Annotated in this window: 22 protein-coding genes; 16 read left to right on the top strand and 6 right to left on the bottom strand. The window is 76.3% G+C overall.

Annotated elements, in window-relative coordinates; genetic code table 11:
- Positions 1–58 precede the first annotated feature (58 nt).
- Together CLV70_RS06550 and CLV70_RS06555 are read left to right on the top strand one after the other, a co-directional pair.
- Positions 59–1015, top strand: a complete 957-nt coding sequence (locus CLV70_RS06550; RefSeq protein WP_106125436.1) for a TIGR03557 family F420-dependent LLM class oxidoreductase — start codon at positions 59–61, stop codon at positions 1013–1015.
- 64 nt (positions 1016–1079) lie between these two features.
- Positions 1080–1925, top strand: a complete 846-nt coding sequence (locus CLV70_RS06555) for a glycosyltransferase family 2 protein (protein WP_106125437.1) — start codon at positions 1080–1082, stop codon at positions 1923–1925.
- Between the two features lie 6 nt (positions 1926–1931).
- On the opposite strand, the gene CLV70_RS06560 is transcribed toward CLV70_RS06555, so the two are convergent.
- Positions 1932–3338, bottom strand: a complete 1407-nt coding sequence (locus CLV70_RS06560) for an aldehyde dehydrogenase family protein (RefSeq protein ID WP_106125629.1) — start codon at positions 3336–3338, stop codon at positions 1932–1934.
- Positions 3339–3478: 140 nt separating this feature from the next.
- Between CLV70_RS06560 and CLV70_RS06565 the strand changes: the two genes are divergently transcribed.
- Genes CLV70_RS06565 through CLV70_RS06620 form a run of 12 tightly spaced genes read left to right on the top strand, consistent with a single transcriptional unit; the run spans position 3479 to position 15595 of the window.
- Positions 3479–5122 carry a carbamoyltransferase family protein gene (locus CLV70_RS06565; protein ID WP_106125438.1) on the top strand — a complete coding sequence of 548 codons (1644 nt, stop codon included), beginning with the start codon at positions 3479–3481 and terminating at the stop codon, positions 5120–5122.
- Positions 5119–6117: a glycosyltransferase gene (locus CLV70_RS06570; RefSeq protein ID WP_106125439.1), complete on the top strand. Its 999-nt coding sequence runs from the start codon at positions 5119–5121 to the stop codon at positions 6115–6117. The genes CLV70_RS06565 and CLV70_RS06570 overlap by 4 nt, the downstream gene beginning before the upstream one ends.
- Positions 6114–7688: an HAD-IIIA family hydrolase gene (locus CLV70_RS06575; RefSeq protein ID WP_106125630.1), complete on the top strand. Its 1575-nt coding sequence runs from the start codon at positions 6114–6116 to the stop codon at positions 7686–7688. The genes CLV70_RS06570 and CLV70_RS06575 overlap by 4 nt, the downstream gene beginning before the upstream one ends.
- Entirely contained in the window at positions 7685–8620 is a 936-nt protein-coding gene (locus CLV70_RS06580; protein WP_106125440.1) for a glycosyltransferase, read from the top strand. The genes CLV70_RS06575 and CLV70_RS06580 overlap by 4 nt, the downstream gene beginning before the upstream one ends.
- Positions 8605–9834, top strand: a complete 1230-nt coding sequence (locus CLV70_RS06585) for a glycosyltransferase (protein WP_106125441.1) — start codon at positions 8605–8607, stop codon at positions 9832–9834. Before CLV70_RS06580 ends, CLV70_RS06585 begins: the two co-directional genes overlap by 16 nt.
- Positions 9834–10448 carry a D-sedoheptulose-7-phosphate isomerase gene (locus CLV70_RS06590; RefSeq protein WP_106125442.1) on the top strand — a complete coding sequence of 205 codons (615 nt, stop codon included), beginning with the start codon at positions 9834–9836 and terminating at the stop codon, positions 10446–10448. The genes CLV70_RS06585 and CLV70_RS06590 overlap by 1 nt, the downstream gene beginning before the upstream one ends.
- The gene (locus tag CLV70_RS06595; RefSeq protein WP_106125443.1) at positions 10445–11842 is read left to right on the top strand and encodes a PfkB family carbohydrate kinase; all 1398 of its coding nucleotides are present in this window, start codon (positions 10445–10447) and stop codon (positions 11840–11842) included. Before CLV70_RS06590 ends, CLV70_RS06595 begins: the two co-directional genes overlap by 4 nt.
- A 2-nt stretch (positions 11843–11844) precedes the next feature.
- The gene (locus CLV70_RS06600; RefSeq protein ID WP_106125444.1) at positions 11845–12525 is read left to right on the top strand and encodes an SDR family oxidoreductase; all 681 of its coding nucleotides are present in this window, start codon (positions 11845–11847) and stop codon (positions 12523–12525) included.
- Positions 12522–13454: a glycosyltransferase family 9 protein gene (locus CLV70_RS06605; protein ID WP_106125445.1), complete on the top strand. Its 933-nt coding sequence runs from the start codon at positions 12522–12524 to the stop codon at positions 13452–13454. Before CLV70_RS06600 ends, CLV70_RS06605 begins: the two co-directional genes overlap by 4 nt.
- Complete coding sequence (locus CLV70_RS06610; RefSeq protein ID WP_106125446.1) at positions 13438–14406, top strand: DNA topoisomerase IB; 969 nt, start codon at positions 13438–13440, stop codon at positions 14404–14406. Before CLV70_RS06605 ends, CLV70_RS06610 begins: the two co-directional genes overlap by 17 nt.
- A 26-nt stretch (positions 14407–14432) precedes the next feature.
- Entirely contained in the window at positions 14433–14999 is a 567-nt protein-coding gene (locus CLV70_RS06615; RefSeq protein WP_211303656.1) for a GNAT family N-acetyltransferase, read from the top strand.
- Positions 14978–15595 carry an HAD-IA family hydrolase gene (locus tag CLV70_RS06620; RefSeq protein WP_106125447.1) on the top strand — a complete coding sequence of 206 codons (618 nt, stop codon included), beginning with the start codon at positions 14978–14980 and terminating at the stop codon, positions 15593–15595. Before CLV70_RS06615 ends, CLV70_RS06620 begins: the two co-directional genes overlap by 22 nt.
- Here CLV70_RS06620 and CLV70_RS06625 read toward each other — a convergent pair.
- The 5 genes from CLV70_RS06625 to CLV70_RS06645 form a co-directional block, all read right to left on the bottom strand.
- Positions 15585–16502, bottom strand: a complete 918-nt coding sequence (locus tag CLV70_RS06625) for an NADP-dependent oxidoreductase (protein ID WP_106125448.1) — start codon at positions 16500–16502, stop codon at positions 15585–15587. The genes CLV70_RS06620 and CLV70_RS06625 overlap by 11 nt on opposite strands.
- A gap of 83 nt (positions 16503–16585) precedes the next feature.
- Positions 16586–16939 (bottom strand): hypothetical protein, encoded by a 354-nt coding sequence (locus CLV70_RS06630; protein WP_106125449.1) that lies wholly within the window; start codon positions 16937–16939, stop codon positions 16586–16588.
- A gap of 153 nt (positions 16940–17092) precedes the next feature.
- Positions 17093–20356 (bottom strand): thiol reductant ABC exporter subunit CydC, encoded by a 3264-nt coding sequence (gene cydC / locus CLV70_RS06635; protein WP_106125450.1) that lies wholly within the window; start codon positions 20354–20356, stop codon positions 17093–17095.
- A complete protein-coding gene (gene cydB, locus CLV70_RS06640) occupies positions 20353–21333 on the bottom strand; it encodes a cytochrome d ubiquinol oxidase subunit II (protein WP_106125451.1) in 981 nt (326 codons plus the stop codon). Before cydB ends, cydC begins: the two co-directional genes overlap by 4 nt.
- A gap of 8 nt (positions 21334–21341) precedes the next feature.
- The gene (locus CLV70_RS06645; protein ID WP_106125452.1) at positions 21342–22724 is read right to left on the bottom strand and encodes a cytochrome ubiquinol oxidase subunit I; all 1383 of its coding nucleotides are present in this window, start codon (positions 22722–22724) and stop codon (positions 21342–21344) included.
- 76 nt (positions 22725–22800) lie between these two features.
- Here CLV70_RS06645 and CLV70_RS06650 point away from each other — a divergent pair, with 76 nt between their 5' ends.
- Both CLV70_RS06650 and CLV70_RS06655 read left to right on the top strand, forming a co-directional pair.
- Positions 22801–23166 (top strand): BlaI/MecI/CopY family transcriptional regulator, encoded by a 366-nt coding sequence (locus CLV70_RS06650; RefSeq protein ID WP_106125453.1) that lies wholly within the window; start codon positions 22801–22803, stop codon positions 23164–23166.
- Positions 23163–24218, top strand: coding sequence for a M56 family metallopeptidase (locus CLV70_RS06655; RefSeq protein WP_245908065.1), 1056 nt, complete (start codon positions 23163–23165; stop codon positions 24216–24218). The genes CLV70_RS06650 and CLV70_RS06655 overlap by 4 nt, the downstream gene beginning before the upstream one ends.
- Positions 24219–24298 lie beyond the last annotated feature (80 nt).

Raw genomic sequence — 24298 nt, forward strand, 5'->3', positions numbered from 1 at the left:
TTGTTTGACGGCCGCGCGGCGGGGCACCGATACGGACAGTGATGACGAGGGGGCGGGCATGAAGGTCGGTTACAAGCTGGCGGCCGAGGGGTTCGGGCCCAAGGAGTTGATCGCTCAGGCCGTGCAGGCCGAGCGGGCCGGGTTCGACTTCGTCGAGATCAGCGATCACTACCATCCGTGGCTGGACGTCCAGGGGCATTCGCCGTTCGCGTGGACCGTGCTCGGGGGGATCGCGGCGCGGACGTCGCGGATCGGGCTGGCGACCGGGGTCACGTGCCCGACGGTGCGGTATCACCCGGCGATCATCGCGCAGGCCGCCGCCACGCTGGCGATCATGTCGGACGACCGGTTCACGCTGGGGATCGGCGCGGGGGAGCGGCTCAACGAGCACGTCGTGGGGCAGGGGTTCCCGAGTGTGCGGGGGCGGCACGAGCTGCTGCGCGAGGCGCTGGAGATCATCAAGCTGCTGTGGCAGGGCGGCTACCGGTCGTACGAGGGTAAGCATCTGCGGCTGGAGGACGCCCGGGTGTTCGATCTGCCGGACCGGCTGCCCGTCATCGCGGTCGCCGCCGGGGGCAGGGACGCCGCGGCCATGGCCGGCGAGCTGGGGGACGGCCTGTTCACGACCGAGCCGCGGACCGACCTGGTGGAGGCGTACCGGGCGGCGGGCGGTGACGGGCCGCGCTACGCCGAGGTGCCGATGGCGTGGGCGACGACCGAGGAGGCCGGGGTGCGGGAGGCGCTGCGGACCACGCGCTGGGCCCTGACCGGTTGGAAGGTGATGAGCGAGCTGCCCAATCCGGCCAACTTCGAGGCCGCCTCGGCGACCGTACGCGAGGAGGACATCCGCGGGCAGTTCGCCGTCGGCCCCGACCCCGAGCCGTACGTGGAGGCGGTCCGGACCTACGTCGAGGCCGGGTACGACCACATCGTGCTGCAGAACGCGGGACCGGACCCGGAGGGCTTCATCGACTTCTTCCAGAAGGACCTGGGCGACCGGATCCGGGCCCTGTAGCCACGACGCCGGCGAGACTGATTTCCCCGGTAGGGTTCGCAAGATCGGGGTATAGGCGAGGGCCATGACGACCCGGATCGATCGCGCCGCGCCCGAGACGGATGACGTGACCGTGGTGGTGGCCACCCGGAACCGGCGTGAGCGGCTGCGGGAGACGCTGCCGCGGCACGCCGCGCCCGTCATCCTCGTGGACAACGGGTCCGACGACGGCGGGCCGGACGACCGGCCCGGCGTGGACGTGGTGCGGCTCGGCGAGAACCGGGGTGCGGCGGCGCGCAACGTGGGCGTCGAGCGGGCCGCCACGAGGTACGTGGCGTTCGCCGACGACGACTCGTACTGGGAGCCCGGTTCGCTGGCGGGGGCGGCCGCGCTGCTGGACGCGTACCCGAGGACCGCTCTTGTCTGTGCCCGCGTGCTGGTCGGGCCGGAGGGCCGGGAGGACCCGACCTCCCGGGCCATGGCCGGCGCCCCGCTGGGCGTGCCCGGCGACGCGCCGGGGCCGTCGATCCTGGGCTTTCTCGCCTGCGCGGTCGTGGTCCGCCGGGACGCGTTCCTGCGGGCGGGTGGCTTCGCGCCGGAGCTTCGGGTGTACGGCGAGGAGGCGCTGCTCGCGATGGACCTGGCCGCGGCCGGTCACCGCCTCGCGTACACGCCGGCGCTCACCGTGCGGCACCTCCCGCAGCCGGGTGGCCGCGATGCCGGCGCCCGCCGCCGTCAGGAGGTGCGCAACCGGGTGCTGACCGCGATGCTGCGGCGGCCACCCGCGGTCGTGCGCCGCACCCTGGCGGCCGGCTGGCGGGAGGACCGCGGCGGGGTCACCGACGCCCTGCGGATGCTGCCCTGGGTCCTGGGGCACCGGCGGCCGCTGCCCCGGGACGTCGAGCGGGATCTGGTCACTCTCGGCGGCTGACGCCGGTCACCAGCCGGACGGCGGCGCCTCGATGTGGACGGCCTTCGCCGCCGTCAGCTCGTCGAGCAGCTCCGGGCCGTACCCGAAGCCCTGGCCGCTGCCGCGCCGCGGGTGGGCGGCGCCGCCCGGGGCGCCGCCGAAGACCGCGTTGATCTTGACGGTGCCGGCCGGCAGCTCGCGCCAGGCCTGCTGGGCGTGGCTCATCGAGCCGGTCAGCACGGTCGCGGCCAGCCCGTACGGCGAGTCCGCCGCCCGCGCCAGCGCCTCGGCGAACGAGTCCACCGTGACCACCGGCGCGACCGGACCGAAGGTCTCCTCACGCACCACCGCCATGTCGTCGGTGCAGCCGGCCAGCACGGTCGGCGGGTAGAAAGCGCCCGGCCCGTCCGGCACGGTGCCCCCGGCGACCACCCGTGCGCCCGCCTCCACCGCGGCGCTGACCTGCGCGTGCACGCCCTCGCGCAGCCGGGTGTCGACCAGCGGGCCGAGCTCGGCGGCCCACGTGCCGGCCTCCCGCGCCAGCGCCGCGAGGAACGGCTCGGCGACGTCGCGGTGCACGTAGACGCGTTCGACCGCGACGCAGATCTGGCCGGAGTTGGCGAACGCGCCGAGGGCCGCCTGCCGTGCCGCCCACGCGGGGTCCACATCGGCGTCGACGATCAGCGGGTCGCTGCCGCCGTTCTCCAGCAGCGCCTTCGCCCCGGTGCGCGCGCACGCCGCCGCGATCGCCCGGCCGGTGGCGGTCGAGCCGACGTGCGCCACCACGTCCACCTCCGACCCCGCCAGCGCGGCGCCGACCGTACCGTCGCCGCTGAGCAGGGAGAACACGCCGTCCGGGAAGTGCGGGGCGAGGAGCCGCGCCAGCCGCCACCCCGTCGCGGGGGTGCGCTCGCTGGGCTTGTGGACGACCGTGTTGCCGGTGACCAGGGCGGCGCCGAGCAGGCCGCAGGAGACCGCGACCGGGTCGTTCCACGGGGTGATGACGGCGACGACCCCGCGCGGGCCGTACGCCATCAGGTCGATCGCCTCGTCGTTGCCGGCCAGGCTGCGGCCGCGGTGGGTGGGGCCGAGTTCGGCGTACTGGCGCAGCGTGCCGACGCCCGCGCCGATCGAGTCCTTCGCGCCGCCGGCGGGCTTGCCCATCTCCGCGCTCATGATCCGCGCGAGCTCGTCCGCCGCCGCCTCCACCGCGTCCGCCGCCGCGTGCAGGGCCGCCGCGCGGGCCACCGGAGCCGTCCGCGCCCAGCCGGCTGCGGCGTCGCGGGCGGCCTTCACCGCCGCCGCCACGTCGGCCCCGGAGGCGATCGGCACGGCGCTGACCGGCTCGCCGTCCACAGGGTTCACCACGGTCATCCGGCGCGTTCCGGCGCCGGGACCCCAGGCGCCGCCGATGAGCTGTTCCACGTCATACATGAGGCGCCGGTTGCCCTCGCCGATCCCGTCCAAACCTCGCGGGCGTGCCTATCAGTGCAGGTCACGACGCGAGTAAAGAAGTTTCGAAGATGTCGATGACCATGCGAGTAAAGGCGGAGAGCACGGGTACCCGGCGCCCCATGCGAGTCCTGGGAATCAATGCGATATTCCACGATCCGGCCGCCGCGCTGATCGTCGACGGTCAGGTGGTCGCCGCCGCGGAGGAGGAGCGCTTCAGCCGGCGCAAGCACGGCAAGCGCCCCGTGCCGTTCTCGGCCTGGGAGCTGCCCGAACTGTCCGCCGCGTGGTGCCTGGAGGAGGCCGGCCTGAGGCCCGGCGATCTCGACGCCGTCGCGTACTCCTTCGACCCGGGGATGACGCGTGAGGCATCCTCCCTCGGCCTCGACGACCCGTGGGACCACCTGCGCGCCGACTACGCGCGGCGGGCGCCGCAGTTCCTCGCCGGCGCGCTGCCCGGCCTCGACCCGGAGCAGGTGCGCTTCGTGCCGCACCACGTCGCGCACGCGGCCTCGGCCGGGCTGTCCGTGCCGGAGGACAGCGCCGTGCTGGTGCTCGACGGGCGCGGCGAGGTCGCCAGCCACCTCGCCGGCGTCTACCGCGACGGGCAGCTGACCACCGTCGCGAGCCAGGAGCTGCCGCACTCGCTCGGGCTGCTCTACGAGGACCTGACCCGCCACCTGGGCTTCCTGCACTCGTCGGACGAGTACAAGGTGATGGCGCTGGCCTCGTACGGCCGGCCCCGCTACCTCGACCTGTTCCGCGAGTGGGTGCACGCGAACGACGACGGCGGCTTCACGGTCGAGCGGATCGACTGGTCCGCGCTCACCAAGGCGCGTCCGGCCGACGGCGAGATGACCGACGCGCACGCCGACCTCGCCTCGAGCGTGCAGGTGCGCCTGGAGGAGGTGCTGCTCGACCTGGCCCGGTGGACGTACGAGGCGTCCGGCGGGGCGAAGACCCTGACCATGGCCGGCGGCACCGCGCTCAACTGCGTGGCCAACGCCCGGATCGCCGCCGAGGGCCCGTTCGCGCGGGTGTGGGTCCAGCCCGCCGCGGGCGACTCCGGCACCGCGCTCGGCGCCGCCCTCACCGTGGCCCGCACCGGCGGGCCGGTCGCCCCGTTCACCGGCGCCGACCTGGGCCGCGGCTGGAGCGACGAGGAGCTGGAGGCGGAGCTGACGCGGGCCGCGCTGCCGTACACCCGGCCCGCCTCGATCGCCGCGGAGGCCGCCGGGGTGCTGGCCCGCAACGGCATCGTCGCGTGGTACCAGGGCCGCAGCGAGTACGGCCCCCGCGCCCTCGGCCACCGCTCGCTGCTGGCGCACCCGGGCGACGCCGACACCCAGACCCGGATGAACAACGTCAAGGGGCGCGAGCAGTTCCGCCCGATCGCGCCGATGGTCCGCGCCGAGCGCTTCGCCGACATCTTCGAGGGCGTCTTCCCGAGCCCGTACATGCTCTTCGTGCACCGGGTGAGGCCGGAGTGGAAGGACCGCATCCCCGCGGTCACCCACGTCGACGGCACCGCGCGCGTGCAGACGGTGGACACCGGCACCGAGCCGCTGGTGGCGGAGATGCTGGCCGAGTTCGAGCGCCGCACCGGGCTGCCGGTCGTGGTGAACACGTCGCTGAACACCGCGGGACGGCCCATGGTGGACACCCCGCGCGAGGCGATGGAGCTGTTCGGGTCCGCCCCGGTGGACCTGCTCGCCCTGGGCCCGTTCGCGGTGCACCGCGCGACCGCCTTCGGGGACGGTCGATGACCGGCGTCTCGGTGGTCGTCCCGACGCTGGGCCGGCCGAGCCTGACCGCGCTGCTGACGGCGCTGGCCGCCGGCGACGCCGCGCCCGGGCCGGTGGAGTTCCTCGTCGTCGACGACCGGCGCGACGCGGCCGGCGAGCTGCCCGTGCCGCCCGGCCTCGACGCGAAGGTCCTCCGGGGACCCGCCGCCGGTCCGGCCGCGGCCCGCAACGCCGGCTGGCGGGCCGCGCGCCACGAGTGGGTCGCGTTCCTCGACGACGACGTGCTGCCGGACGCCGGTTGGCTGCGCGGGCTGCACGAGGACCTTGCCGGGGCGGGCCCGGACGTCGGGGGAGTGCAGGGCGACCTGCGGGTCCCGCTGCCCGCGGACCGCGCGCCGACCGACTGGGAACGGGTGACCGCGGCGCTGGCCGACGGCGCCTGGATCACCGCGGACATGGCCTACCGGCGGTCGGCGCTGCTGGCCACCGGCGGCTTCGACGAGCGGCTGCCGCGGGCGTTCCGGGAGGACGCGGAGCTCGCGTACCGGGTGCGGGAGGCGGGGTTCGCGCTGGTCAAGGGGGCGCGGACGGTCACCCATCCGGTGCGCCCGGAGAACCGCTGGGTCAGCGTACGGACCCAGCGCGGCAACGCCGACGACGCGCTGCTGCGCCACCTGTACGGCCCTGCCTGGCGCACGCGCCTCGAGATCCCGCCGGGTCGCCGGCGCCGGCACGTGACGGTGACCGCCGTCGCGGCGCTCGCGGTGGCGCTCGCCGCGACCGCCGTCCGCACCCGGCGCCGGGTGCCGGCCGTGGCGGCGGTGGCGGCCGGCGCGCTCTGGGCCGCCGGCACCGCGGAGTTCGCCGCCGCCCGGATCGGGCCCGGTCCCCGCACCCGGGACGAGGTCGTCACGATGGCGCTGACCAGCGCTGTCATCCCGCCGGTCGCCACCGTCCACTGGCTGCGCGGCCTGCTGCGGTGGCGCGGCGCCCGGCCCGTGGGATCCCCGCGATGAGCGCCCTGTACGCGGCCGTCCTGTTCGACCGGGACGGCACGCTGATCGCCGACGTTCCGTACAACGGCGACCCCGGGCTGGTCCGGCCGATGCCCGGGGCGCGGGACGCGCTCGACCGGCTGCGCGCCGCCGGGCTGCGGCTCGGCGTGGTCACCAACCAGTCCGGGCTGGCCCGCGGCCGGTTCACCGCGGCCCAGCTCGACGCCGTCAACGCGCGCGTCGAGGAGCTGCTGGGGCCCTTCGGCACCTGGCAGATCTGCCCGCACGACGACACGGCCGGCTGCCGGTGCCGCAAGCCCGCGCCCGGCCTCGTCGAGGACGCGGCGGCGGCGCTGGGCACCGTGCCGCAGCGCTGCGTCGTCGTCGGCGACATCGGCCGCGACATGGTGGCCGCCGGCGCGGCCGGCGCCGCGGGCATCCTCGTGCCCACCGGCGTCACCCTCGCCCCGGAGATCGCCGCCGCCCCCGCCGTGGCCGCCGGCCTCGCCGACGCCGCCAGCCTCATTCTCGAGCGCCAGGCCCTGGTCACGCCGGCCGCCGGCCGCCGGCGCGCCGGCACCGTGCTGGTCGTGCGCGCCGACTCGGCCGGCGACCTGCTGCTGACCGGCCCGGGGATCCGCGCCGTCGCGGCCGGCGCCGAACGGGTGGTGCTGCTGTGCGGCCCCCGCGGGCGGGGCGCCGCCGAGCTGCTGCCCGGCGTCGACGAGATCATCGAGGCGCGGCTGCCGTGGATCGACCCGGATCCGTCGCCGGTGGACGCCGCCTTCGTCGGCGGCCTCACCGCGCGGCTCGCGGCGATCGGCGCCGACGAGGCCGTCGTCTTCACGTCGTTCCACCAGTCCGCGCTGCCGCTCGCCCTGCTGCTGCGCGCCGCGGGGGTCGCCCGGATCACGGCGGTCAGCGACGACTATCCCGGGTCGCTGCTGGACGTGCGGCATCGCGTACCCGCCGGGGTGCCCGAAGCGGAACGGGCCCGCTCGGTCGCCGCCGCCGCGGGTTTCGCCCTGCCGGAGACCGACGACGGCGGCCTGCGCGTCGACGTGGGACCCGTCCCGGCCGGCGCCTACGTGGTCGTGCACCCGGGCGCGTCCGTCGAGGCGCGCTCCTGCCCGCCGGCGACGATGCGCGCGATCGTGGCCGCGCTCGCCGCCGAGGGGCACGAGGTGCTGGTCACCGGCGGTCCCGGCGAACGCGACCTGGCCGCCTTCGTGGCCGGCGACGACGCCACCGACGCGGGACCCACCGGCATGGCCGGGCTGGCGCGCCTCCTCGCCGGCGCGGCCTGCGCGGTGGTGGCCAACACCGGACCGGCGCACCTCGCCGCCGCGGTCGGCACACCCGTCGTCAGCCTCTACGCCCCGACCGTCCCCTTCGGGCAGTGGGGGCCGTACCGGGTGCCGTACGTGCGCCTCGGCGACCCCGCAGCCGCCTGCCGCGACACCCGCGCGACCCGCTGCCCGGTCGCGGGACACCCCTGTCTCTCCTCGATCCGGCCCGCCGACGTTCTCGCCGCCCTGCGGCTGCTCGGCGTCCGGGCCCCCGCGACGCACACGGAAGAGGTAGCCGCGTGAACATCCTCCTGTGGCACGTGCACGGGTCCTGGACGACCTCGTTCGTCCACGGCAAGCACCGCTACCTCGTCCCGGTCAACGACGAGCGCGACGAGTGGGGGCGGGGCCGGGCGCGTACCTTCGACTGGCCGGGAACGGCCGAGGAGGTCGACGTCGGCGCCCTGCGGCCCGAGGACGTCGACGTGGTCCTGCTCCAGCGCCCCGGCGAGCTCGAGCGGGTGGCGCACCTGCCGGCGCCGCGGATCTACGTCGAGCACAACACCCCGAAGGGCGGCGTGCCGGACTCGCGGCACCCGATGGCCGACCGCGACGACCTGGTGATCGCGCACGTCACCCACTTCAACGACCTGTTCTGGGACACCGGGGCGACCCGCACCGCGGTGATCGAGCACGGCATCGTGGAGCCCGCGGCGCGCTGGACCGGCGAGCTGGAACGGTTCGCGGTCGTCACCAACGAACCCGTGCGGCGCCACCGGGTCACCGGCACCGACCTGATACCGCGGTTCGCGGCGGTCGCCCCGCTCGACGTGTACGGCATGGGCGTCGCCGGTCTGCGCCTGGCCGGGGTCACGCCGTACGACGACCCGCCGCAGGCGCGCATGCACGAGGAGATCGCGCGGCGGCGGGCGTACCTGCACCTGTGCCGGTGGACGTCGCTGGGGCTGAGCCTGCTCGAGGCCATGCAGATCGGCATGCCGGTGCTGGCGCTGGCCACCACCGAGGCGATCGCCGCCGTCCCCCTGGACGCCGGCGTGCTCTCCACCCGCGTCGACACCCTGGTCGAGGCGGCGCACTGGCTGATCGACGAGCCGGACGCGGCGCGGCGGCTCGGCGCGCGCGCCCGCCAGGTCGCCCTGGCCCGCTACGGCCTCGACCGCTTCCTCGCGGACTGGGACCGACTGCTGGAAGAGGAAACATGCGCATCGCGATGATCTCCGAGCACGCCAGCCCGCTGTCCGCCCTCGGCGGGGTCGACGCCGGCGGCCAGAACGCGCACGTCGCCGAGCTGTCCGCCGCGCTCGCCGAGCAGGGCCACGAGGTCCGCGTCTACACCCGCCGCGACGACCCGGACCTGCCCGTCGTGGTCGCGGCGAACGGCTTCGAGGTGGTGCACGTGCCGGCCGGTCCCGCGCGGACGCTGGCCAAGGACGACCTGCTGCCGTTCATGGGCGACTTCGCCGAGTGGACCGCCGCGGACTGGCGCGGCACCTGGCTGCCCGACGTGGTGCACGCCCACTTCTGGATGAGCGGGCTGGCCGCGGTCACCGCCGCCCGCCGCCACGACGTGCCGGTGCTGCTCACGTACCACGCGCTCGGCTCGGTCAAGCGCCGCCACCAGGGCGCGAACGACACCAGCCCGCAGCACCGGGTCGCGTACGAGCGCCAGCTGGGCCGGGTCGCCGATCGCGTCGTCGTGCAGTGCCAGGACGAGATCCGCGAGCTGATCGCCATGGGCGTACCGCGGTCCTCGATGGCGCTGGTGCCCTCGGGCGTCAACACGACCCTGTTCCGCCCGGGCGGCCCGGCCGAGCCCCGCGACCCGGCCCGGCCGCGGATCCTGACGGTCGGCCGGCTGGTCGAGCGCAAGGGCTACGAGGACGTGGTCCGGGCGCTGCCCGCGGTGCCCGGCGCCGAGCTCGTCGTGGTCGGCGGGCCGCCCGAGGGCCGCCTCGACGACCACCCGTACGCCCGCCGCCTGCGCGCCCTCGCCGAGGAGTGCGGCGTCGCCGGCCGGGTACGCCTGGCCGGCGCCGTGCCCACCGGCGACATGCCGCGCTGGTACCGCTCCGCGGACGTGCTCGCCGCCGCGCCCTGGTACGAGCCGTTCGGGCTGACCCCGCTGGAGGCCATGGCGTGCGGCGTACCCGTGGTCGGCACCGCCGTGGGCGGCCTGACCGACACGGTCGTCGACGGCGTGACCGGCGACCTCGTGCCGCCCCGCGACCCCCGGAACCTGGGCACCGCCCTGCGCCGGCTGCTCGGCGACGACCTGCGCCGCGTCTCGTACGCGGCGGCGGCGGCCGACCGGGCCGCCCACTCGTACTCCTGGCGGCGCGTCGCCGCCCGGCTCGCGGCGGTCTACGCGACCGTCGCCGGCCGGACCCTGAGCACCACCACGGATTCCCCCCGAGAGGCGGTTGTGTGATGGACCTGTTGGACTCCCATCTGCGTGGCATGGCGGCCGCGCTCGGCCCCTTCCGGGCCGTGGCGTCCGAGCGGCTGGCCCGCTGGGGCGCCCAGCTCGCCGGCCACCTCGGCACCGGCGGCCGGCTGCTCGTGGCCGGCAACGGCGGCAGCGCCGCCGAGGCGCAGCACCTGGCCGCCGAGCTGGTCGGGCGGCTGCGCGGCGAGCGGATCCCGCTGTCGGCGATCGCCCTGACGCCGGAGTCGTGCGCGGTCACCGCGATCAGCAACGACTACGGCTACGACGAGGTCTTCGCCCGGCAGGTGCGCGCGCACGGCCGCCCGGGCGACGTGCTGATCCTGCTGTCCACCAGCGGCCGCAGCCCGAACCTGGTGCGGGCCGCGCGGGCCGCGCGCGAGGTCGGCGTCCGGAGCTGGGCGATGGTCGGCGACGGCCCGAGCCCGCTCGCCGAGGCCTGCGACGAGGTGCTGTGCTGCCCGGCCGGCGACTCGCAGGTCGTGCAGGAGCTGCACCTGATCGCGGTGCACGTGATGTGCGAGTACGTCGACGCCCACCTGCCGGGGGTGCTGGCGCAGGCCGGGTCCGGCCGGCGCGAGGCGGTGCTGGTGTCATGAGCCGCCCCCTGCTGGTCGTCGTCGGCGACACCCTGCTCGACCGCGACGTCGAGGGCGCGGTGAACCGGGTCGCGCCGGACGCGCCCGCGCCGGTGCTCGACGAGCGGTCGGTCACCGACCGGCCCGGCGGCGCGGGCCTCGCCGCGCTGCTGGCCGCCGGCGGGGAATACGACGTCGCGCTGGTCACCGCGCTCGCCGACGACCCCGCCGCGGCCCGGCTCAGCGAGCTGCTGGCCGCCGCCGGCATCGAGGTGTACGCCCTGCCGCTGCCCGCCGCCACCCCGGAGAAGATCCGGCTGCGCGCCGGCGGCCAGGTCCTGGTCCGCCTCGACCGCGGCGGCGAGCCGGTGCCGCCCGGCGCCGCCCCCGACGCGGCGCTGGCCGTCCTGAGCGCCGCCACCGCCATCCTGGTCAGCGACTACGGCCGGGGCGTCGCGCGGCACCCGGAGCTGCGCCGCGCCCTCGAGGCGGCCCGGGCGCCCATCGTCTGGGACCCGCACCCGCACGGCCCGGCGCCGGTGCCGAATGTGCGCCTCGTGACCCCGAACCAGGCCGAGGTGCGCAAGCTGACCGGCGACGCGGGCGCCGGCTCGATGCTGAGCACGGTCCAGCGCGCCGGGCACCAGTTGCGGCAGCGCTGGCGGGCCGGGGCGGTGGCCGTCACCGTCGGCGCGGCCGGCGCGGTGCTCTGCCACCAGGGGCCCACCCCGCTGGTCGTGCCGGCGCCGGAGCAGGCGGACGGGGACACGTGCGGGGCGGGGGACCGGTTCGCCGCGACCGCCACTCTCGCCCTCGCCCGCGGCGCCCTGGTGTCCGAGGCGGTCCAGGAGGCCGTCGCCGCCGCGACCGCGTACGTGGCCGCCGGGGGTGTGGCCGCCGCACCGGTCCCCGCGGAGAAGCCCGGGAAACCGGAACGCATCGGCGCGGCGGAGGCGGGCCGCCTGGTGGCCGGCGTCCGCGCGCACGGCGGCACGGTCGTCGCCACCGGCGGCTGCTTCGACCTGCTCCACATCGGACACCTGGCCACCCTGCGGGCCGCCCGCCGGCTCGGCGACTGCCTGGTCGTGTGCCTCAACTCCGACAGCAGCGTCGCCGCCCTCAAGGGGCCGGACCGCCCGCTCACCCGGCAGGAGGACCGGGCACGCCTGCTCGCCGCCCTCGACTGCGTCGACGCCGTCGTGGTCTTCGACGAGCCGACGCCCGAGGCGGTGCTGACCTGGCTGCGCCCGGACGTCTGGGTCAAGGGCGGCGACTACGCCGACGGCGGCCCGGACCTGCCCGAGGCCGGGCTGATGCACCGCTGGGGCGGCCAGACCGTGATCGTCCCCTATCTCGACGGCCGTTCCACCACCCAGACCATCGCGGCGGCCCGGTCCGCCGCCTCCAGGAGGTAGTCATGGACGCAGTCATCGTCACCGGCGGTTCGAGCGGCCTCGGCGCCGCCGTCGTCGACGCCGTGGTCAAGGCCGGCGGACGCCCGTTCGTCATCGACCGGCAGCCGCCGGCCGACGGCGTCCCGTGGGTCGAGTGCGACCTCGCGGACACCCGCGCCGCCGAGGCCGCCACCCGCGAGCTCGTCGCGCGGGCCGGGGGCGGCATCGACGGCGTGGTCACCGCGGCCGGCATGGACGTGCCCGGTGCCCTCGCCGACGTGCCGGGGGAGACCTGGGACCGGATCGTCACCATCGACCTGCTCGCCACCGCCGCGGTCATCCGGGCCGCGATCCCGGCGCTCAAGGAGTCGCACGGCGGCGTGGTCACCGTCGCGTCGACGCTGGGGGTGAAGGCGGTCAGCGACGCCACCGCGTACTGCGCGGCCAAGTTCGGCGTCGTGGGCTTCACCCGGGCGCTCTCCGCCGAACTCGCCGGCCAGGTCAACGTCACCCTGGTGATCCCGGGCGGAATGCGCACGAGGTTCTTCGACGACCGCGACGAGCGTTACCGGCCCGGCCCGGACGCGATCCTCAACGACCCGGCGAACGTGGCGAACGCGGTCATGTTCGCGCTGAGCCAGCCCGCCGGCAGCGCGGTCCGCGAGCTGGTCATCGCCGCCGAGCGGGAGACGTCGTACCCGTGATCCTGGTGCTGCGGGCCCTCGGCGTGGGCGACCTCGCCGCGGGCGTGCCCGCCGTCCGCGCGGTCCGGTCAGCCTTTCCCTCCCGGACCCTCGCCCTCGCCGCGCCGGCCTGGCTGACGCCGCTGATCGACCTGATCGGCGGCGTCGACCGCGTGGTGCCCACCGACGGGCTCGGTGCGCCGCTGCCCGCGCTGCCGCCCGTGGAGGTGGCGGTCAACCTGCACGGCAGCGGGCCCGAGTCGCACCGGCTCCTGCGGGCCGTGCGGCCGGCGGAGCTCTGGGCGTTTGCCGGCCCGGAGGCGGGGCATCTGGTCGGTCCGATCTGGGCCGAGGAGGAACACGAGGTGCGACGCTGGTGCCGGCTGCTCCGCCACTACGGCGTTGCCGCCGATCCGACCGACCTGTCCCTGGCCGTCCCGGACGCCGCCGTGCCGCGCGGCGCGACGATCGTGCACCCGGGCGCCAAGTCCCCGTCGCGGCGCTGGCCGCCCGAGCGGTACGCCGCGGTGGCGAAGCACCTGGCGGCGGCCGGGCACCGGGTGGTGATCACCGGGTCGGCCGCCGAACGGGACCTCGCCGGGCGGGTCGCGGCCCTCGCCGGGCTCGGCCCCGGCGCCGTCGCGCGGACCGGGCTGGCGGAGCTCGCCGGCCTGGTCGCGCATGCCCGGCTGCTGGTCAGCGGGGACACCGGCATCGCGCACCTGGCCACGGCGTACGGGACGCCCTCGGTCGTGCTGTTCGGGCCGGTGCCGCCGCGGCGCTGGGGGCCGCCGCCGGACCGGCCGTACCATCGGGCGATCTGGCACGGCACCCGGGCCGAGCGCGGCGACCTGCCCGGGCCGGGGGTGCACCCGGCCCTGCTCGCCGCCGGCGTCGACGAGGTGCTGGCCGCGACCGCCGAGGTGGAGCGTCATGCGGTTACGGCGTAGCGACCTCACCCGGCCCGGGTACGGCCGGCGGCGCAGCGGCAAGGGCTTCAGCTACCGGGACACCGGCGGCGGGCCGCTGAAGGACGCCGCGGCGGTCGCCCGGATCAGGGAGCTGGTCATCCCGCCGGCCTGGACCGACGTGTGGATCAGCACCGACCCTCGCGGGCACATCCAGGCCACCGGGGTCGACGCCGCGGGGCGCAAGCAGTACGTCTACCACCCGCGGTGGCGCACCGCCCGCGACGAGAAGAAGTTCGAGCACGCGCTGGAGGTCGCCGAGCGGCTGCCGGAGATCCGCTCCCGGCTCTGCGCCGACCTCAGCGGGCGCGGCCTCACCCGCGACCGGGTCCTGGCCGCGATCACCCGCCTGCTCGACATGGGCATGTTCCGGGTGGGCAGCGACCAGTACGCCCAGCGCGACGAGGACCCGTCGTTCGGCCTGTCGACGCTGCGGCCCGAGCACGTGCGCACCCGCGGCGGCTGCGTGGTCCTCGAGTTCGTCGGCAAGTCGGGCAAGGAGCACGCCACCCCGGTCGGCGACGGCGAGGTCTGCCAGGTGCTGCGCGACCTGCGCCGGCGGCGGCGCGGCGAGGAGCGGCTGTTCGCCTGGTACGACCGGAGCACCCGCCGGTGGCGGGAGATCCGCGCCGACGACGTCAACGACTACCTGCGCGAGATCAGCGGGCACGACATGACCGCGAAGGACTTCCGGACGTGGCACGGCACGGTCAAGGCCGCCGGAACGCTGGCGCAGGCCGGGCCGCAGAAGAGCGGCACCGCCCGCAGGAGAGCCGTGTCCCACGCCATGAAGGAGGTGGCGGAGCTGCTCGGCAACACCCCGGCGGTGGCGCGCAGCTCGTACGTCGACCCGCGCGTGGTCGAGGCGTACGAGAACGGCGAGACCGTCGGCGAGCCGACCGAGGAGGCGGTGCTCGACCTGCTGCGCGACTGATCCCAGACGCCGGGATATCCTCCGCCGTGATCGAACGACTGACCCCCGAGACCTTCGCCGCCCACCTGCCCGGCCTGGCGGACCTGCTGGTCGACGCCGTGCGCGGCGGCGCCTCCGTCGGATTCCTGGCCGACCTCGACCGGGAGTCGGCAGCCGCGTGGTGGGGGCAGCGGGCCGCTGCCGTCGCCGACGGCAGCCTCGCGGTCTGGGTGGCCGCCGGGCCGGCCGGCCCGGCGGGCACGATCAGCCTGGCCTTCGCCGGCAAGCCGAACGCCCGGCACCGCGCCGACGTCGTCAAACTGGCCGTGCGCCGCGACCAGCGGGGCCGCGGCCTCGGCCGGGCGCTGCTGGACGTCGCCGAGCGGGCCGCGGCCGCCGCCGGGATCACCCTGCTGCTGCTCGACACCGAGACGGACAGCCCGGCCGAACACCTCTACCGATCGGCCGGTTGGCGTCGCTACGGCATCGTTCCGGACTACGCGGCGGGACCGTCCGGTGAACTTCGCGACTGCAGCTTCTTCTACAAGCCGATTTCCCTTGCGCCCGCGTCCGGCGCCGCCGATGGTGGAGTGTGGCCCGCACCCAGCTCCTGATCGACTTCGGCGAGGTGATCAGCGTCGCGCAGCCCGCCGCCGACGTCACGGCGATGGCGGACGCCGCGGGGCTGCCCGCCGCCGAGTTCAGCGCCCGCTACTGGGCCTGCCGCCCCGGCTACGACGGCGGCGGCAGCGCCCGCGACTACTGGCACGACGTCCTCGGCGCGGCGCCCGGCCCGACCCTGTTGCGCCGCCTCGTGGAGCTCGACGTGGCCAGCTGGCTGCACCTGAACCCGGACGCCATGCGGATGCTCGCGCTCGTGCACGCCGCGGGCGTACCCGTGTCGTTGTTGTCGAACGCCCCGCTCGAGCTCGCCCGCGAGCTGGACCGGCATCCCGGCCTGGGCCCCTTCCGCCGCCTGCTGTTCAGCGCCGACCTCGGCCTGACCAAGCCCGACCCGGCCATCTACGCGGCGGCCCTCGGCCTGCTCGGCGCCCGGCCGGGCGCGGTCGTCTTCGCCGACGACCGCGCCCCCAACGTCACCGCGGCGGTGGCCCTGGGGCTGCGCGCCCTGGTCTGCACGGGTACGCCCGACAGCCTCGCCCGCGTCGCCGAGGCGGTCCTGCCCGCCGGCCGGCCGCTCATCCCCTGACGACGACCTTGCCCTTGGTGTGACCCTCGGCGAGGTACGCCAGGCCGCCGGCCGCCTCCGGCAACCCGATCTCGCGGTCCACCAGCACCCGGAGGCCGTCGTCGAGCAGCTTCACGACGGTCTCGAGCCGGGCCGCGTCGGAGGCGTGGAAGACGAACTCGGCACGAAGCCCCCGCGCGGCTGCCCGCGCGACGTCCGGGGGCACCGGGGTCGCCACCAGCAGCCCGCCCGGGACGAGGGTGGCCAGCGACCGCTCCTCGACCGCGCCCCCGACGGTGTCGAGGACGACGTCGACGTGCGACACCCGGTCCTCGAAGGGCGCCGCCGTGTGGTCGATGACCTCGTGGGCGCCCAGCTCCTCCGCGATCGCGACGCCCGCCCCCGACGCCGTGGCGATGACGTACGCGTCCAGCCGCCGGGCGAGCTGCACGGCGAAGCTGCCGACGCCGCCGGCCGCGGCGTGGATCAGCACCCGCTGCCCGGCGCGGACCCCGGCCACCTCGGTGAGGGCCTGCCACGCCGTCGCCGCCGCGGTGACCGCTCCGGCGGCCGGCCCCGGCGGCACCGACCGCGGCGCCGCCACCAGCTGCTCCGCCGGGACGACCGCGGCGGTCGCGACGGCACCGCCGGCCGACGGGTCCAGCCGGGCGAGGACCCGGTCGCCCGGCGCCCAGCCCGGGGCGCCCGGGCCGGCCCGGCGCACGGTGCCGGCGACGTCGGTCCCCAGGGTGTACGGGAACCGCACCGGGAACATCCCGTGCATCGCCCCGGCCGCGATCTTGAGGTCGAGCGGGTTGAGCGCCGCGGCGGCGACGTCGATCAGCACCTCACCGGGGCCCGGCTCGGGGCCGGTCACGTCGGCAAGCCGGGGCGCGTCGCCGTACGCCCGGATCTGCAAGGCTCTCACTGGTGTTTCCCCTCGTCGCCCGATGTGTGCGGCGAGTATCACCGGGCCGCGCGGGGGCGAACCAGGTGTTGTCAGCCCCCCGCTCAGCTCTCCGCGACCGTGGCCTTGCAGGTGACCTCCTTGCCGGGCGCGCCGGTTCGCTTGTCGGCCTCCTTGCCGTCCACCACGATGCGGCAGGTGGCGGCGCCCTTCGACGCCGTGGCGCGCACCTCGAACGTACCCTTGCTGATCCTGGCGTTCTGCGACAGCGGCAGCTTCTGGGCGGCGAACGTCACCGACGAGTTCCCGCCCTCCTCCGGCGGGAGCACCCGGGTGACGTCCGCGGTCGCGCCGCTCTCCCCGGAGACCTCGTACGTGATCTCGCCGTGCTTGCCGCCGTCCCCGCTGCCGCACGCGCCCGACAGCAGGACAGTCGCGCCGATCAGGACAGTGGCCATGACACGCTTCACCGGTGTGCTCCTTCGCTCCGCGGGTCCGTAGTGGACCTTGTTGGGGAGGACTCTCGCAGGTGGGAGGCGCCGTCCGGATCGGCCGCGGGTAGGAACCCGGCGGGCCCGGGCCTCCGCCGAACGGCCGGTGCCGGGCGGTCCTCAGGCAGTGCTTCCGGCCGGGGCGGTCAGCCGGCCCGCGCGCAGCTCGAACGTGGCGTCCACCCGGTCGAGCCCCTCGGTCCGGTGGGTGAACAGCAGCACCGTGCGCCCGCCGGCGGCCTCCAGCAGGTCGGCCATCAGCGCCGCGGCGGCGGCCTCGTCCAGTCCCTCGGTCGGCTCGTCGAGCACGAGCAGGCCGGGATCGGCCAGCAGCGCCCGCGCGGTGGCCAGCCGCCGCCGCTGCCCGCCGGACACGGTGCCGCCGCCCGATCCCAGCCACGTGTCCAGCCCCCGCGGCAGCCCCGCCAGCCACGGCCCGAGTCCCACCCGGGTCAGGGCCGTCCGCAGCTGCGGGTCCGTCGCGGCCGGGCTCGCGAGACGCAGGTTCTCCCGTACGGTCGACGCGAACACGTGATCGGTGTCGTCGCCGACGAGGACCGTGCGGGCCGGCCGGCGTACCGTCCCGGAACGGGGTTCGAGCAGCCCGGCCAGCACCGCGGCCAGCGTCGACTTGCCACCGCCGGAGGGACCGAGCACCGCGACCCTCGCCCCGGCCGGCAGGTCGAGGTCCGCGCCCCGCACGGCCGGCGGACGGCCGGGGTCCCATCCGGCCACGACACCGCGCAGCACCACCCCGCCCGCCCCCTCGCCGGGCGTGCGCCGCGTGGCCGGTCTTTCGCCGGGCGTGCGCGGGGCGGTCGGCCGCGTCGTGGTCAACTCGGCGAGGCGGGCCCGGGCCGCGGCCGCCCGGCGCCGGGCGCCGGCCGCGTCCGGCAGGGTGGCGACCGGCTCGCCCAGCGCCACCACCGCGAGCAGCAGGACCGCGGCCCACTCCGGCGAGATCCCGTCCGCGCCCCGCAGCACGATCGCGGTGCCGGCCACCGCCACACCCCACCCCAGCAGGCCCAGCGCGGCGGCCGCACCGGCCACGCCTGCCGCCCGCGCCTCGAGCCGGGCCAGCTCCCGGCTCCGCCGATCCGGTACGCCGAGAGCGTCGCCCCGCAGCGCCAGCTCCTCGACCCCCTCCACGGTCTCCACCACGGCGTCCCGAACCTCGGCGCGGGCCCGCCCGAGCGCCGCCTCCCCGCGCCGGGTCAGCAGGGCGGCGAGGGCCGGCGCGAGCACCGCCGACACGAGCAGCCCGGCGCCGAGGGGCAGGAGCAGCCCCGGCACCACCGCCACCGCGACGGCCGTGGTGACGAGCAGGACCACCACCGCGCTCAGGGCGGGAAGCGAGCCGCGCAGCAGCCCGTCCACCCGCGCGTCGACGTCCGTGCCGATCCGGGTGAGCAGGTCACCGCGCCGCCGCAGCCGGGGGCCGGGCACCCGCGGCACGAGGTCGGCATAGACCCGCGACCGCCACCGTCCCAGCCGGGCGAACGCCACGTCGTGCGCCACCAGACGCTCGAGGTAGCGCAGCAGCGGGCGCGCGACCGCGGACCCCCGCACCAGCACCACGGCGGTCGACAGGCTGAGCACGGGCGGCAGGGTGGAGGCCCGCACCAGCAGCCAGGCCGCCGCCCCGGTCAGCACGATCCCGGCCAGCGACGACCCCACCCCGAGCCCCACGGCCGTCCCGACGCTTCTCCCTATCCTCCTAGGATGCTTGAGGGGTGGTGTGCCCGGTCGCCCGGCGCCGGCACCCGTCCCGCCCTCGTCCCGCGCGCCCGGCGCCGCGCGTTCACCGGAGCCGGCCCGGCCCGGGGGCGTCACCTCGATCACCCGGTCCGCCGCCGCGAGCAGCGCCGGCCGGTGCGCCACCACCAGCACCGCGCATCCCCGGGCCGCCACCGCCCGGATCCGCGCGATCACCGCGGCCTCCGCCGCCGCGTCCAGATGCGCCGTGGGCTCGTCCAGCAGCACCACCACCGGGCTGCGACCCGCCGCCGTCCGGAGCAACGCCGCCAGCGCCAGGCGTTGCCGCTGCCCGGACGACACCCCGCTGCCGTGCTCGCCCAGCACCGTCTCCGCCGTCACCTCTGTCCGGAGCCCGACCGACTCCAGCGCCTCCCGGACCCCCTCGGCCCCCGCCCCCGGGAAGACGTCACCCACCGTCCGCACGTGCGGCAGGGCGGGCCGCTGCGGCAGATACAGCACCCCCGGCCCGGAGACCTCGACCCGGCCACCGTCCGGCGGCTGCAGGCCCGCCACCGCCCGCAGCAGCGTCGTCTTGCCCGCCCCCGACGGCCCGCGCACGGCCACGACCTCGTGATCACGGACCGCCAGGCCGTCGAGTTCCAGCGCGTCCGAGGCCGCACCGGGATAGCGCACGCGCAGCCCGGAGGCGTACACGGCGGGCACGTCACCGTCGCCGGAGCGGGCGGGCAGGTACGCGGCCGGCTCGCACAGCATCTCGTCCACCTCGGCGATCACCGCGGACGCGTCCGCGCTCGCGTGGAACCGGGCCGCCACCTCGCGCAGCGGCCGGTACGCCTCCGGCGCCAGCAGGATCACCAGCAGCGCCGGGCCCAGCCCCAGGTTCCCGCTCGCGACCCGCAGCCCGGCCTCCACGGCGATCAGCCCGACGGACAGCGTGCCCACCAGGTCCAGCGCCGTGGAGGAGAGGAACGCGACGCGCAGCACGCGTACGGTGGCGGACCGGTGCTCGTCGGTCAGCTCGCGCACGACGGCGGTCTGGCGGTGCGCCCGGCCGAAGACGCGCAGCGTCGCGAGCCCGCGCACGACGTCGAGGAAGTGGCCCGCCAGGCGCGCGTCGGCGTCCCGGGCCTGCCGGGCCCGCTGCTGGGTGGCCCAGCCGATCAGCGCGCCCAGCACCGGGATCAGCGGCAGCGTGACCAGGGCGATCACCGCGGAGGTGGGGTCCACGACGGCCATCGCGACGAGCACCAGCGGCGGCAGCACGACGCCCAGGACGAGGGCGGGCAGGTAGCCGGAGAACCAGGGCCCGAGCGCGTCGAGACCCGAGGTGAGCGCGGCGCTGAGCCGGCCGCTGCCGTAGGACGCCACCCGCGCCGGGCCGTGCCGCAGCGCCGCCGCGAGGGTCGCGCGGCGCAGCTCGTCGGTGACCCGGGCGGCGGTGCGCCGGGCGACGACCTGCTCGGCCCAGGTGAGTCCGGCCCGCAGCACGAAGGCCGCGGCGAGCAGCGGGACGGCTTCGCGACCGGTGACGATCCGGGCGAGGGCCACGGCGACGACCACCGTGGCGGCGGCCTGACCGGCCCCGATCAAGGACAGCACGGCTGTTCCCGTACGCGCGGAGCGGGCGTGCCGCAGCAGCCGGGGGTCGACCGGGCCGCGGCTCACGACGGCACCCGCTCGCTGGCGACGCGCCTGCGGAACACCCAGTAGGAGTAGGCCTGGTAGACCAGCACGCCCGGGAGCACGACCACCCCCACGACGCTGAGCAGCCGCAGCGCCGAGTCGGTGGCGGCGGCGCCGGTCCTCGTCAGCGACCAGGCCGGGTCGAGGGTGCTGCGCAGGAGCACGTCGCCGTGCACGGTGAACACGGCGGCGACGGCGCCGGCGACCCCGAGCGCGGCGCCGCCGAAGGCGACCGGTTCGTGGCCGTGGCGGGCGATCAGTCCGATGCCCATGCAGAGGACGGCGGCGGCGAGGATCACCCGCGACCCGGCGAGGAACCCGGCCGCGCCCAGCAGCACCGTGCCGGCCGCGGCGAGGCGTACGCTCCAGCGCCGCGCCCGGGCGTGCACCGGACCGGTCGTGCGCAGGGCGAGGAACGTGGCGCCGAGGAGCAGGGCGGCGAACAGGGCGAGGGCCGCGCCGGCCAGGGCGGGCCCGGTGGCCAGCGGGCCCAGGCTGCGCGCCGGGCCGGTGCCGGTGACCTCGCCGCCGGCGCCGAGCGCGAGGCCGTGGGTGAGCACGCCGAGGACCGCGCCCCAGAGCGCGACGATGCCGGCCGAGCTGGCGGCGAGGGCGGCGTCGCAGCGGCGGCGCCAGCGCTCGCCGTCGCCCTTGCCGCGGAACTCCAGGGCCACCCCGCGCACGGCCAGGAGCAGCAGGAGGGCGGCCATCGGCAGGTAGAGGCCGGAGAGCAGGGCGGCGTACCAGTCGGGGAAGGCCGCGAACGTCACGCCGATCGCGGCGACCAGCCAGACCTCGTTGCCGTCCCAGAACGGCCCGACCGTACGCACGATCGCGCCGCGCTCGTGGTCGTCGCGGCCGAGCACGGGGCTCAGCAGGCCGACGCCGAAGTCGAAGCCCTCGAGGACGAAGAAGAGGACCCAGCAGAGGACGACGAGCGAGAACCACACGGTGACCATGGCGTTCCTCAGTAGACGGGGGCCGGGACGCGCTCGGCGCCGGGCGTGGGCGTGGGTTCCGGGGCGAGCGGCAGGCGGGAGAGGTGGCGGACCAGGCGCAGCCAGACGACGGCGAGGACGCCGTAGACCACCGCGAAGCCGATCAGGGAGCCGAGCACCTCGCCGCGGGTGAGGCCGGGGGAGATGCCGTCGGCGACGCGGGAGATGCCGAAGGCGAGCCACGGCTGGCGGGCGGTCTCGGTGAAGATCCAGCCGAAGGTGTTCGCGGCGGCGGGCAGCACCGGGATCAGCGGCAGGAAGCGCCGCAGCAGCGGGTGCGTACGCCGGGCGCCGCGGGTGCTCCACAGGTAGTACGCGGCGACGGCGGCGGCGAGCATGCCGATGCCGATCATGAGCCGGAAGCTCCAGAAGGCGACCGGGATCATCGGCACGTAGCTGCCCGGCCCGAACTGGGCGGTGTACTGCGCCTGGAGGTCGTCGATGCCCTGCACGGTGGCGCCCGGGCCGCCCTTGGCCAGGATCGAGAGCAGCCGGGGGATCTCGATGCTGAGGAACGGTTCGCCGGCGCCGGGCCTGCCGAGCGCGAAGACGGAGAAGGGCGCGCCGGTGGTGGTGCGGTAGAGCGCCTCGGCGGCGGCCATCTTCATCGGCTGCACCTCGGTGATGACCTTGCCGAGGTGGTCACCGGTCAGCGCGGTGAGGGCGCCGCCGGCCACCGTGAGCCAGGCGCCGAGGCGGGCGAGCGTACGGAAGGAGGCCTCGGCGCCGTCGCGCAGCCGCCACACCCCGACGGCGAGCAGCAGCGAGCCGCCGGCCATGGCCGCGCCGGCCAGGGTGTGCGGGAACGCCGCGAGGTTGACCTTGTTGAGCAGCAGCGCGCCGAAGTCGTCGAGGCGGGCGCGCCCGGTGACCGGGTCGAGCGAGTACGCGACCGGGTTTTGCATGAACGAGTTGGCGGCCAGGATGATGAACGCGGACATCACGGTGCCGAGGGCGACGACGACGATCGTGGCGGCGTGCAGCGTGCGGGGCAGCCGGTCCCAGCCGAAGTACCACAGCGCGAGGAACGTGGCCTCGAGGAAGAACGCGAGCATGCCCTCGATGGCGAGGGTGGGCCCGAAGACGTCGCCGTAGAAGCGGGCGAACGCGCTCCAGCCCATGCCGAACTGGAATTCCTGCACCAGGCCGGTGACCACGCCGACCGCGAAGGTGACGATCAGCAGCTTGCCGACGAACTTCGTCAGGTCCCGGTACGCGTCCCTGCCGGTGCGCAGCCACGCGATCTGCAGCCCGGCCGCGGTGCCGGCGAGGCTGATCGACAGCGGCACGAAGAAGTAGTGGTAGATCGTCACGACCGCGAACTGCAGCCGGGTCAGGTCGAGCACGTCCACGCCAGCGTCCCCTCTACGACAACTCGTAGTAGATACTACGACGCGTAGTACGACGACGTGCAGTAGAGTGGGTCACATGGCACTGGGGGACCTCGAACGCGAGGTCATGCAGCAGTTGTGGGACGCCGGCGAGCCGCTGACCGTGCGCCAGGTGCACGACCGGCTCAGCCGCGAGCGCGACCTCGCGTACACGACGGTCATGACCGTGCTGGACCGGCTCGCCAAGAAGAAGGTCGTCACCCAGCAGAAGACCGACCGGGCCTACCGGTACGCGCCCGCGCAGTCCCGCGAGGAGATGACCGCCGCGCTGATGCTCGACGCGCTCAGCGCCGCCCCGGACGGGGTACGCGACGCGGCCCTGGCCCACTTCGTCGGGCGCATCGACCCGTCCGCGCTCACCGCCGCCATCGAGGCCGCCCGCAGGGGCCCGGCCGGATCGTGACCGCGCTGCTGCTCGGCGCGCTGGGCCTGACCCTGTCCCTCGTGGTGCCCGGAAGCCTCGCCGCGGCCCGCTGGCCCGCGCGGGCGCCGGCCGCGGCGGTGGCGCTGTGGCAGAGCATCACCCTGACCGGCATCCTCTGCGCGCTCGGCGTCGTGCTGGCCGGCCCGCAGGAACTGGTCGAGGAGCTCGGTTCCGGCAAGCCGGCCGGTGCGGCGGCCCTCGTCGCCGCCCTCGTCGTCGCCGCGCTGATCATCGTCCGGCTGCTCGTCTCGCTGGCCGGGGTGACGTACCGGTCGAGGACCCGGCGGGCCCGGCACCGCCTCCTCGTCGACCTGCTGGACGACGCCGAGCGCCACGGCGAGCTGCCCGCCGAGGTGCCCGAGGGCCTGCGGGTGCTCGACGGCCCGCTGCCGTTCGCGTACTGCCTGCCCGGCCGCAGCCCGCGCGTCGTGCTCAGCGGGGGAGCGCTGCGGGTGCTGGACCGGGCGCAGGTCGCGGCGGTGATCGCGCACGAGCAGGCGCATCTGCGGCACCGGCACGACCTCGTGATGGAGTCCTTCACCGCGTTCCACCGGGCGGTGCCCCGGCCGCTGCGCAGCCGGGTGCCGCTCGACGCGGTGCACCTGCTGCTCGAGATGGTCGCGGACGACGCGGCCCGGCGGCGGTGCGGGGCCGCTCCGCTGCGCAGCGCGCTGGCCGTGCTCGGCGACGCGGTGGGCCCGGACGGGCCGCGGCCCGGCGACTCGGGGTCCCGGGATGCGGCACGGCCCGGCGGCCCGGGGTCCCGGGATGCGGCACAGCCCGGCGGCGCGGGCGCTCGGCGCCGTGGCGGCCCGGGGGAGGCGGGCGTGCGGGATCCCGGCGGCGCGGAGGACGGGGGTGGGGCGGGTGCGGAGCGGCGGCAGCGGATCGATCGGCTCGACGGTCCGGATCCTCGCTCGTCGATGTGGACGGTCGCGGCGACGCTCATGGCGGTCGGCCTGCTGGTGCTACCCACAGTCATCGTGGTGGTCCCGTGGCTCGACCGCGCACTCTCCGCATGGCCGCTCTAGGTCGTCCCTTATTACGCACCGTCACCGGTCGTGACGCGGTGGGTGTCCTGTTACCGCCGTGTTCTGTTCTGCGGAGATCG

The organism is Pseudosporangium ferrugineum, from assembly GCF_003002065.1.
Classification (GTDB): domain Bacteria; phylum Actinomycetota; class Actinomycetes; order Mycobacteriales; family Micromonosporaceae; genus Actinoplanes; species Actinoplanes ferrugineus_A.

Bases quoted from the DNA above. Each gene is read 5' to 3' on its own strand.
- CLV70_RS06555 (WP_106125437.1), top strand. From the start codon at position 1,080: ATGACGACCCGGATCGATCGCGCCGCGCCCGAGACGGATGACGTGACC.
- CLV70_RS06595 (WP_106125443.1), top strand. From the start codon at position 10,445: ATGAGCCGCCCCCTGCTGGTCGTCGTCGGCGACACCCTGCTCGACCGC.
- CLV70_RS06630 (WP_106125449.1), bottom strand. From the start codon at position 16,939: ATGGCCACTGTCCTGATCGGCGCGACTGTCCTGCTGTCGGGCGCGTGC.
- CLV70_RS06650 (WP_106125453.1), top strand. From the start codon at position 22,801: ATGGCACTGGGGGACCTCGAACGCGAGGTCATGCAGCAGTTGTGGGAC.
- CLV70_RS06600 (WP_106125444.1), top strand. From the start codon at position 11,845: ATGGACGCAGTCATCGTCACCGGCGGTTCGAGCGGCCTCGGCGCCGCC.
- CLV70_RS06610 (WP_106125446.1), top strand. From the start codon at position 13,438: ATGCGGTTACGGCGTAGCGACCTCACCCGGCCCGGGTACGGCCGGCGG.
- CLV70_RS06560 (WP_106125629.1), bottom strand. From the start codon at position 3,338: ATGTATGACGTGGAACAGCTCATCGGCGGCGCCTGGGGTCCCGGCGCC.
- CLV70_RS06570 (WP_106125439.1), top strand. From the start codon at position 5,119: ATGACCGGCGTCTCGGTGGTCGTCCCGACGCTGGGCCGGCCGAGCCTG.
- CLV70_RS06575 (WP_106125630.1), top strand. From the start codon at position 6,114: ATGAGCGCCCTGTACGCGGCCGTCCTGTTCGACCGGGACGGCACGCTG.
- cydB (WP_106125451.1), bottom strand. From the start codon at position 21,333: ATGGTCACCGTGTGGTTCTCGCTCGTCGTCCTCTGCTGGGTCCTCTTC.
- CLV70_RS06590 (WP_106125442.1), top strand. From the start codon at position 9,834: ATGGACCTGTTGGACTCCCATCTGCGTGGCATGGCGGCCGCGCTCGGC.
- CLV70_RS06585 (WP_106125441.1), top strand. From the start codon at position 8,605: ATGCGCATCGCGATGATCTCCGAGCACGCCAGCCCGCTGTCCGCCCTC.
- CLV70_RS06565 (WP_106125438.1), top strand. From the start codon at position 3,479: ATGCGAGTCCTGGGAATCAATGCGATATTCCACGATCCGGCCGCCGCG.
- CLV70_RS06550 (WP_106125436.1), top strand. From the start codon at position 59: ATGAAGGTCGGTTACAAGCTGGCGGCCGAGGGGTTCGGGCCCAAGGAG.